This is a genomic window from Micromonospora rosaria (assembly GCF_001567585.1).
In the GTDB taxonomy this organism is placed as follows: domain Bacteria; phylum Actinomycetota; class Actinomycetes; order Mycobacteriales; family Micromonosporaceae; genus Micromonospora; species Micromonospora rosaria.
The window spans coordinates 1-9,246 of record NZ_LRQV01000201.1 but is presented as its reverse complement, the minus strand read 5'-3'; the positions used below and the strand labels follow the sequence as shown (position 1 = coordinate 9,246).

At 74.1% G+C, this 9,246-nt stretch carries 8 protein-coding genes; 4 read left to right on the top strand and 4 right to left on the bottom strand.

Features of this window, described 5'->3' with window-relative positions; translation table 11 throughout:
- Positions 1-70 precede the first annotated feature (70 nt).
- Positions 71-511, top strand: a complete 441-nt coding sequence (locus tag AWW66_RS30125; RefSeq protein ID WP_067373567.1) for a carboxymuconolactone decarboxylase family protein — start codon at positions 71-73, stop codon at positions 509-511.
- A 104-nt stretch (positions 512-615) separates the two neighbouring features.
- Positions 616-1,482 (top strand): RNA polymerase sigma-70 factor, encoded by an 867-nt coding sequence (locus tag AWW66_RS30120; protein ID WP_245648550.1) that lies wholly within the window; start codon positions 616-618, stop codon positions 1,480-1,482.
- Positions 1,483-1,594: 112 nt separating this feature from the next.
- Here AWW66_RS30120 and ndk read toward each other — a convergent pair whose 3' ends face one another.
- The gene (gene ndk / locus AWW66_RS30115) at positions 1,595-2,020 is read right to left on the bottom strand and encodes a nucleoside-diphosphate kinase (RefSeq protein WP_067373566.1); all 426 of its coding nucleotides are present in this window, start codon (positions 2,018-2,020) and stop codon (positions 1,595-1,597) included.
- Positions 2,021-2,162: 142 nt separating this feature from the next.
- Here ndk and AWW66_RS30110 point away from each other — a divergent pair, with 142 nt between their 5' ends.
- On the top strand, positions 2,163-3,794 hold the full coding sequence (locus AWW66_RS30110) for a VOC family protein (RefSeq protein WP_067373561.1): 1,632 nt from the start codon (positions 2,163-2,165) through the stop codon (positions 3,792-3,794).
- A 28-nt stretch (positions 3,795-3,822) separates the two neighbouring features.
- On the opposite strand, the gene AWW66_RS30105 is transcribed toward AWW66_RS30110, so the two are convergent.
- The 3 genes from AWW66_RS30105 to AWW66_RS30095 all read right to left on the bottom strand — a co-directional run bounded on the left by AWW66_RS30105 (position 3,823) and on the right by AWW66_RS30095 (position 8,365).
- Complete coding sequence (locus AWW66_RS30105) at positions 3,823-4,275, bottom strand: DUF4233 domain-containing protein (protein ID WP_083979187.1); 453 nt, start codon at positions 4,273-4,275, stop codon at positions 3,823-3,825.
- The gene (locus AWW66_RS30100) at positions 4,272-5,543 is read right to left on the bottom strand and encodes a bifunctional folylpolyglutamate synthase/dihydrofolate synthase (RefSeq protein WP_245648551.1); all 1,272 of its coding nucleotides are present in this window, start codon (positions 5,541-5,543) and stop codon (positions 4,272-4,274) included. The genes AWW66_RS30105 and AWW66_RS30100 overlap by 4 nt, the downstream gene beginning before the upstream one ends.
- Before the next feature lie 203 nt (positions 5,544-5,746).
- Positions 5,747-8,365, bottom strand: a complete 2,619-nt coding sequence (locus AWW66_RS30095) for a valine--tRNA ligase (protein ID WP_067373557.1) — start codon at positions 8,363-8,365, stop codon at positions 5,747-5,749.
- Positions 8,366-8,434: 69 nt separating this feature from the next.
- Between AWW66_RS30095 and AWW66_RS30090 the strand changes: the two genes are divergently transcribed.
- On the top strand, positions 8,435-9,154 hold the full coding sequence (locus AWW66_RS30090; RefSeq protein WP_067373572.1) for a hypothetical protein: 720 nt from the start codon (positions 8,435-8,437) through the stop codon (positions 9,152-9,154).
- Positions 9,155-9,246: the final 92 nt, after the last annotated feature.

Below are 9,246 nucleotides of genomic sequence, written 5' to 3'. Positions count from 1 at the left end.
GGGGGGTGGTCACGTTTGGGGGGTTGGGGGGCGTCGTGGGGGTGTGGAAGCCGATCGACGGGAGGACATCATGAGCCGGATCGACCTGGAGGCAATGGCGCCGGCCGCGTACCGCGCGGTGCTCGGGCTGGAGCGGTACGGCCGGGAGAACGTCGAGCACACCGTGCTGGAGCTGGTGAAGCTGCGCGCCTCGATCCTGAACGGCTGCGCGTTCTGCGTGGACATGCACAGCCGGGACGCCCTCGCGGCGGGCGAGTCCAGCCGGCGGCTGTTCGCCGTGGCCGCCTGGCACGAGGCGCCCTTCTTCGACGAGCGGGAACGCGCCGCGCTCGCGCTCACCGACGCGCTCACCCGGCTCGGCGAGCACGGGGTGCCCGACGAGGTCTGGGACGCCGCCACGCGGGTCTGGTCGGAGAAGGAGGTGGCGGACCTGGTGGTCGCGATCGCCACAATCAACGTGTGGAACCGAATCGTGGCGGCCACCCGGCTCCAGCCGCCGGTGCAGGAGTAACGGGCAGCAGGACGACGGGGAACGGAACGACGGGGAGCAGGACGACGGGGAACGGGACGTCGACCGGGCCGGAGAGCGGGCCGGGGCAGGAGCAGGCGGCCGGGGTGCTGACGGCGCACCGGCCGATGCTGCTCGGGCTGGCGTACCGGATGCTCGGCAGCCTCGCCGACGCCGAGGACGTGCTCCAGGAGGCGTACCTGCGCTGGCTGGGCGCCGACCGGGCGGCCGTGGCCGAACCCCGCCGGTACCTGTCCCGGGTGGTCACCCGGCTGGCGATCGACCGGCTCCGGGCGCGGCAGGCGGCCCGGGAGACGTACGTCGGGCCGTGGCTGCCCGAGCCGGTCCCCACCGCGACCGCACCGTTCGGGCCGCTGGAACACGCGGAGCTGCGCGACTCGCTCTCCGTGGCGCTGCTGCACCTGCTGGAGCGGCTGACCCCGCCGGAGCGGGCGGTCTACGTGCTGCGCACCGCGTTCACGCTGCCGTACGCCGAGATCGGCGAGATCCTGGACCGCCCGGCGGCGGACTGCCGGCAGCTGCACCACCGGGCGTCGGCCCGGATCGCCGACGACCGCCGGCGGTTCAGCGCCGACCCGGCCGAGCAGCGCCGGCTGCTGGACGCGTTCCTGGCCGCCGCCCGCGACGGCGACCTGGCCCGGCTGACCGACCTCGTGGCGGCGGACGCGGTCGCGTGGACCGACGGGGGCGGCCGGGTCACGGCGGCCCGCCGGCCAATCTGCGGCGCCGACCGGGTCGCCCGCTTCTTCGCCGGCATCTACGGCCCCCGCCGGCCGCTGTTCCTGGCCTCCCCGGTCGAGCTGAACGGCCAGCCCGGTCTGCTGCTGCACCGCCCCGACGGCCGACGGTACGCGGCCACCGTGGCCGCCGCCGGCGGCCGGATCACCGGGCTGTACGTGGTGGGCAACCCGGAGAAGGTGGCCCGGCTGGCCGGCCTGCCAACGGGCGGCTGAGCCGGGTGGGTGAGCCGGGCGGCTGAGCCGGGTGGGTGATCGACCGGTCGGGTCGACCGAGACACCACGGGCGGGGCCGACCGGCCCCGCCCGACAGGTCCTGCGGCGGTGCTCAGCCCAGCTCGGGGAACCAGAGCGCGATCTCGCGCTTGGCGCTGTCCGGCGAGTCCGAGGCGTGCACCAGGTTTTCCCGGTTGGACAGGGCGAGGTCGCCCCGGATCGTCCCGGCGGCGGCCTTGCGCCCGTCGGTGGCGCCGATCATGCCCCGCACGACGTCGATCACCTGGTCGCCGGAGAGCACCAGCGCGACCAGCGGCCCGCTGGTCATGAAGTCCTTCAGCGGCGGGTAGAACGGCTTGTCCACGTGCTCGGCGTAGTGCTGGTCGGCGAAGTCACCGTCCAGGGTCCGCGTCTGCATGGCGTCGATCCGCAGCCCCTTGCGCTCGAAGCGGGAGACGATCTCGCCGACCAGGCCCCGCCGGACGGCGTCGGGCTTGATCAGGACAAGCGTGCGCTCGTCCGGGCTGCTGCTGGACACGCTGGGTTCCTCCTGTACGCCGAAGGCGGTCTGGCTGGGTACGGTCAGCGTAGCGACCCGGTCCGGCCACCGGCGCGGCGGCTGCTCTTCCGCTCCGTCACCGATCCGGCCTAGCCTGGTCCCGACCCCAGGGAGGTCCACTGTGGCGAATGGCGGGAGTCGACCCATCGCGCCGGTCCGGAAGCTGATCGCCGCCGTGCTCGGCACCGTGGCGGCCTTCGTGGTGCTGTTCGGCCTGGGCATGACGAGCTGGGCCATCGTGGCGCTCGGCGTCGCCCTGCTGGCGCTCGCGATCGCGCTGGGCACCGTGCACGGCGGCGGCCGTACCTGGGTGGTCGGCGTCGGGCACGTGCACAGCGTCTCCGAGCCACCCACCCAGTACGCGTTCGGTCGCTGCGAACTGCAGCTCGTGATCGACGCGCCGGGGATGCCGCCCCGTACCAAGAAGATCATCGAGCCCCGGGTGCCGGTGGCCAAGTGGCCGTCGCTGGGGCAGACGCTGCCGATCCGGGTCGCCCTCGACGACCACCGGCACGTACGGGTGCTCTGGGACGAGGTGCCCACGCACACCGAGGCAGCCGCCGACCTGCCGCCCGAGTTCGCCGCCGCGGCGGCGGCCGAGCCGGTCGACGAGGTGCTGCTCCAGCAGGAGGCCCCGCCCTGGGCGGACCGGGTCGGCGACGACCTCCGGGACGACCTGCGCGACGACTTCCGGGACCCGCCGGTGCTCGACCCGCTCGACGACGACCTGGGCGCCCGGCCGGAGCGCCGGGAGCCGGTGGTGGTGCACCAGCGTCCGGGCGGCCCGGTCGTCCTAGAGGGCACCCTGGTCGAACAGCCCGCCGGGACGCTGCCCCGCCGGGCCACCCCCGGCCCCCGTCCGCCCGCCGAGGAGCAGCCCGACCCGCTGGTCGAGGAGCGGGTCGACACCCCCGCCGCGACCCGGCAGGAGGCACCGGCCGACCCGGTGGACGTCCCGCCCGCCCAGCGGGGTTCGGGGTACCCGGTGGACCCGGTCGACGTCCCGGCCGGGCAGGGCTCGGGGTACCCGCTCGACTCGCCGGCCCCCGGCCAGCGCACCGGCTCCGACCTGCCGGAGTCCGACCTGTTCGACCGGTCACCGGCCGACCCGGTCCACCAGCCGGCGACCGACCCGACGGCCCGGTCCGACAGCGACCCGACGGCCCGGTCCGACAGCGACCCGACGGCCCGGTCGGAGAGCGACCCGACGGCCCGGTCGGAGAGCGACCCGACGGCCCGGTCGGAGAGCGACCCGATCGATCTGCCGCTGGACGACCCGGCCACGGCCCGCGCCACCGAACCCGGTCTGGCCGACGCCGACCTCGACGCGGCGATCTTCGGGTACGACCCGGACACCGTCGACCTCGACGCCGCCGCCCCGATCAGCGGCGTCGGGATCACCGTGCTGGTCACCGACCTCACCCGGTCCCTGGACTTCTACCGGGACGTGCTCGGCTTCACCGAGGTGGACCGGGGCTCCGGCAACGCGGTGCTCGCCTCCGGCACCACCCGACTGGTGCTGCGGGAGGTCAGCGAGGCGGCACCGATCAGCCGGCGGCTGGTCCACGTCAACCTGGAGGTCAACGACATCCAGGCGGCTTACGAGCGGCTGCGGGACACCGGGCTCCGCTTCACGTACGCCCCCCGGGTGGTCAACCGGGGCACCAAGCTGGAGGTCTGGGCGGCGGCGTTCCGCGACCCCGACGGTCACGGCATCGCCCTGACCCAGTGGCGGACCCTCACCGGGGCCTGACCCGCCGGCCCCATCCCGTCCCGCCCCGTCAGGCGTCGGGCCCGCCCCGCCGGCCGCTCGTCGGCCCGGGTGCGGGCCCGAGGATCAACCGCCGCACGTGCAGCGCGTACGCCCACACCAGGGCGAAGATGACGCCGAGCGCCAGCAGCGACCAGTGCAGCAGGCCGGAGAGGATCAGCGCCCCCTGCAGCACGGTGCCGGCGTGCCAGGCCCACGGCCGGCGCATCATGCCGGCGAGCACCACCGCCGCCACGGCGATCACCACGACAACCGCGATGGTCGCCCCGCTCAGGTCCCCGCCGAGCACCCGGATCGGTTGGATGCCGAGCAGCAGCACCAGCGCCTCCAGGCCCAGGGTCGCCGCGCCCAGCCCCCGGACCGCCCGTTCCGGGTCACGCAGCCCGGAGCGGGGCGCCCCCTCGGTCGGCTCCCCGGTCGGCACGTCGTCCGGCTCGGGGCCGGGGCGCTGCGGGTCGGTCATCGCTTCAGCAGCCGGCGGGCGTCGGCCACGGTCACCACCGACCCGGTGATCAGCACACCCACCCCGCTCAGCTCCCCCGGCACGTCGGACTCGGCGGCGGCCACCGCCGCCTCGATCGCGTCCGGCATCTCCTCGGCCACCTCCACCCGGTCCGGCCCGAACACCTCGGCCGCCAGGGCGCCCAGCTCGGCGGCGGGCATCGCCCGGGGCGAACTGTTGCGGGTGACCACCACCGAGTCGAGCACCGGCTCCAGCAGCTCCAGCAGGCTGGCCGCGTCCTTGTCGGCGAGCACGCCGAGCACCCCGACCAGCTTGCTGAACGCGAACTCCTCCTGGAGCGCGGTGACCGTGGCGGCCATGCCCTGCGGGTTGTGCGCACCGTCGAGCAGCACGGTCGGCGCGGTCCGTACCCGCTCCAGCCGGCCCGGCGAGCTGGCCGTGGCGAAGCCCTCCCGGACCGTCTCCACGTCCAGCTGCCGGCGCGCGCCGGCACCGAGGAACGCCTCCACCGCCGCCAGCGCCACGGCCGCGTTCTGCGCCTGGTGGGCCCCGTGCAGCGGGATGAAGACCTCCTCGTAGACCCCGCCGAGGCCCTGGAGGGTGAGCACCTGGCCGCCGACGGCGACCGACCGGCGCAGCACGCCGAACTCCGCGCCCTCCCGGGCGACGGTCGCCCCCACCTCGACGCAGCGTTCGAGGATGGGCCGGGCCGCCTCCTCCTCCTGGGCGGCGGAGATCACCGTCGCGCCGGGGTGGATGATGCCCGCCTTGGCCAGCGCGATGTCCTGGATCGTGTCACCCAGCCACTCGGTGTGGTCCAGCCCGATCGGGGTGAGCACGCAGACCCCGGCCTGGATCACGTTGGTGGCGTCCTCGGCGCCGCCGAGGCCCACCTCGACCACCGCCACGTCGACCGGGGCGTCGGCGAAGGTCGCGAACGCCAGCGCCGTGGTCATGTCGAAGTAGGTCAGCGGCTCGGCCGACCGCTGGTCGACCAGCCCGGCCAGCGGGGCCACCTCCCGGTACGTGGCGACGAAGCGGTCCTCGCTGACCGGCTCGCCGTCCAGGCTGATCCGCTCCCGGACGGTGTCCAGGTGCGGGCTGGTGTACCGGCCGGTGTGCAGGCCGAACGCCCGCAGCAGCGAGTCGATCATCCGGGCCGTCGACGTCTTGCCGTTGGTGCCGGTCAGGTGGATCGACGGGTACGCCCGCTGCGGGCTGCCGAGCAGGTCGAGCAGGCTCTCGATGCGGTCCAGCTCGAAGACCATCCGGGTGAACCCGCGCCCGGCCAGCTCGGCGTCGACGGCGGCGAAGTCGGCGTGCCCGGCGCGGGCCGCCCGGTCGGTACGCTCCGCCCGCGCCGGGCGCCCGCCACGGGCGGCCCGGCCGGCGGCGCCGGCACCATCGGTACCGGCGGTGTGATCGGTGCCGTCGATGTGATCGGCGCCGTCGGTGTGATCGGTACGGTCGGTCACGAGGGCAGTGCCTCCAGCGCGGCGTCGATGCGGACCAGGTCGGCCTCGGCCACCGCGAGCCGGTCCCGGATCTTGGCCACCACGGGCTCCGGCGCCTTCCCGACGAACGCCGGATTGTCCAGCTTCGCCCTGGCCTGCGCCACCTCCTTCTCGGCGGCGGCGCGGTCCTTGGTCAGCCGGGCCCGCTCGGCGGCCACGTCGATCGAGCCCCGGGTGTCCAGCGCGACGCTCACCTCGCCCGGCATGGTCAGGGTGGCGCTGGCCTGGAACCCGTCGTCGCCGGTGTCCAGCCGGGCCAGCGAGCGGATCAGCGGCTCGTGCGCCGCGATGCCCGCCCCGGCGAGGCCGTCCAGCCGCGCCACGACCCGCTGCGTCGGGCGCAGCCCCTGGTCGGAGCGGAACCGCCGGATCTCGGTCACCACCCGCTGCACGGTGCCGACCTCGACCTCCGCGGCGTCGTCGACGAGGGTACGGTCGGCGACCGGCCAGGCGGCGGTCAGCACCGTCTCCCCGCCGGTCAGCGCGGTCCACAGCTCCTCGGTGACGAACGGGATCACCGGGTGCAGCAGCCGCAGCAACTGGTCCAGCACGTGCCCGAGCACCCGGCGGCTGACGTCGGCGGCCTCGCCACCGGCGCCGAGCACCGGCTTGCTCAGCTCCACGTACCAGTCGCAGACGTCGTCCCAGGCGAAGTGGTACAGCAGGTCGCAGACCTTGGCGAACTCGTACCGCTCGAACTGCTCGTCGACCTCGGCGGTGACGTGCGCCAGCCGGGACAGGATCCACCGGTCGACGGTCGACAGGCGCTCGGCCGCCGGCAGCGGGCCGGTGGTGTGCGCGCCGTTGAGCAGCGCGAACCGGGTGGCGTTCCAGAGCTTGTTGCAGAAGTTGCGGGAGCCCTGGCACCAGTCCTCGCTGACCGGCACGTCCCCGCCCGGGTTCGCGCCCCGGGCCAGGGTGAACCGGGTGGCGTCCGCGCCGTACCGGTCGATCCAGTCCAGCGGGTCGACCACGTTCCCGAACGACTTCGACATCTTCTTGCCGAACTCGTCGCGGACCATGCCGTGCAGGGCGACCACGTCGAACGGCTGCCGGCCGTCCATCGCGTACAGGCCGAACATCATCATCCGGGCGACCCAGAAGAAGAGGATGTCGTACCCGGTGACCAGCACGCTGGTCGGGTAGAACTTCGCCAGGTCCGGGCTCGGGTCCGGCCAGCCGAGGGTGGAGAACGGCCACAGCGCGCTGGAGAACCAGGTGTCCAGCACGTCCTCGTCCTGGTGCCAGCCCTCGCCGGTCGGCGGTTCGTCATCGGGCCCGACGCAGACCACCTCGCCGTCCGGGCCGTACCAGACGGGGATGCGGTGGCCCCACCAGAGCTGCCGGGAGATGCACCAGTCGTGCATGTTGTCGACCCAGGCGAAGTACCGCTTGGCCAGCTCGGCCGGCTCGATGGCCACCCGGCCGTCGCGCACCGCGTCCCCGGCCGCCTTCGCCAGCGGGGTGGTGTTCACGAACCACTGCAACGACAGCCGGGGCTCCACGGTCGTCTTGCACCGGGAGCAGTGCCCCACCGCGTGCACGTACGGCCGCTTCTCGGCCACGATCAGGCCCTGCTCGCGCAGCGCGGCGACGATCGCCGGCCGGGCCTCGAACCGGTCCAGGCCCTGGAACGGGCCGGGCGCGGTGATCACACCCCGCTCGTCCATCACGGTCACGGCCGGCAGGTCGTGGCGCTGGCCGATCTCGAAGTCGTTCGGGTCGTGCGCCGGGGTGACCTTGACCATGCCGGTGCCGAAGCTCGGGTCGACGTGCGCGTCCCCGACGATCGGGATCCGCCGCCCGGTGAGCGGCAGCTCCACCTCGGTGCCGATCAGGTGCCGGTACCGCTCGTCGTCCGGATGCACGGCCACGGCGGTGTCGCCGAGCATCGTCTCGGCCCGGGTGGTGGCCACCACCACGTCGTCGCTGTACCGGATGGAGACCAGCTCACCGTCGTCGTCGGTGTGCTCCACCTCGATGTCGGACAGGGCGGTCAGGCAGCGCGGGCACCAGTTGATGATCCGGTTCGCCCGGTAGATCAGGCCGTCGTCGTAGAGCTTCTTGAAGATCGTCTGTACCGCCCGGGACAGCCCCTCGTCCATGGTGAACCGCTCGCGGTCCCAGTCGACGGAGTCGCCCAGCCGGCGCATCTGGCCGAGGATCGCCCCGCCGGACTCGGCCTTCCACTGCCAGACCCGCTCGACGAACTTCTCCCGGCCCAGGTCGTGCCGGGACAGCCCCTGGCCGGCGAGTTGCCGCTCGACGACGTTCTGGGTGGCGATGCCGGCGTGGTCCATGCCGGGCAGCCAGAGCGCCTCGAAGCCCTGCATCCGCTTGCGCCGGATCAGCGCGTCCTGGACGGTGTGGTCGAGGGCGTGGCCCATGTGCAGCACACCGGTCACGTTCGGCGGCGGGATGACGATGGTGAACGGCGGCTTGTCGCTCTCCGCCGACGCCCGGAAGTGGCCGGCGGCTACCCACTGCTCGTACCGTCGCTGCTCTACCTCGCCGGGCTGGTACTGGCCGGCGAGGGTCGGGGCGTCGGGGCGTCGGGCATCCAGGTTCTCGGTCACCCTCAAAGTCTACGAACCGCTTCGGCGGAGCCGACGTGCGCCACCGGTGCTTCGCGTACGGTGGCGGTCATGTCCGACGCACACGTCACCGGTGGCGCCGCCGCCGGTGGGTCCGCACCCGCCACCGGGCAGCCGTACGCCGACAGCGCGCCGCTGATCGAGCTGAGCCAGGAGCCCATCCAGCTCAGCAACCACGACCCGGACAACCCGCCCGGCCGGCGGTTCCTCCGGTCCCGCCGGGCCCGCTGGGCGCTGGCCGTGGCGCTGGCGGTCGGGCTGGCCGGCGTGGGCAGCCTCGGCGCAGCCGGCTGGCGGGTGGCCCAGCAGAAGGACGCCGACCTGGCCACCCCGGACACGATCGGGACGCTGGTCCGGGACGACCGTGAACGGGCCCGCAGCACGGCGGACTACCTGCGCAGCGGGTTCGCCGCCCAGATCGACCTGGACCGCAGCTTCGGCGCGGTGTACGTCGACCGCGACGACGAGAGCCGACCGGTGCTCGTCTTCGGCGGGGCCACCCTGCTCTGGCAGCCGGAGCGGGACCTCGACACGCTCTTCACGCTGACCGCGGGCGACACCGGCGAGGTCACCGACATCCGCGAGGTGCCCGCCGGCCCCCTCGGCGGGGTGATGAAGTGCGGCACCACCAGCGGTGAGGGCGGCGACCTCCCGGTGTGCGGCTGGGCCGACCACGGCAGCGTGGTGATGGCCATGTTCCCGGGCCGTACCGTCACCGACGCGGGGAACCTGCTACGGGCCGTCCGCGAGAAGATCCAGACCCGATCCTGACCCTGTCGCCGGCCCGTCTCAGGTGGACGGGCCGCGGCCGGGTCGGCCGGTGTCGGGTCCCGGAAACGACGTGAGGGCCACCCCCATAGGGG

Excerpts from the sequence above, each read along its gene's own strand:
- AWW66_RS30125 (WP_067373567.1), top strand. The coding sequence starts at position 71 with ATGAGCCGGATCGACCTGGAGGCAATGGCGCCGGCCGCGTACCGCGCG.
- AWW66_RS30105 (WP_083979187.1), bottom strand. The coding sequence starts at position 4,275 with ATGACCGACCCGCAGCGCCCCGGCCCCGAGCCGGACGACGTGCCGACC.
- AWW66_RS30100 (WP_245648551.1), bottom strand. The coding sequence starts at position 5,543 with ATGGTCTTCGAGCTGGACCGCATCGAGAGCCTGCTCGACCTGCTCGGC.
- AWW66_RS30090 (WP_067373572.1), top strand. The coding sequence starts at position 8,435 with ATGTCCGACGCACACGTCACCGGTGGCGCCGCCGCCGGTGGGTCCGCA.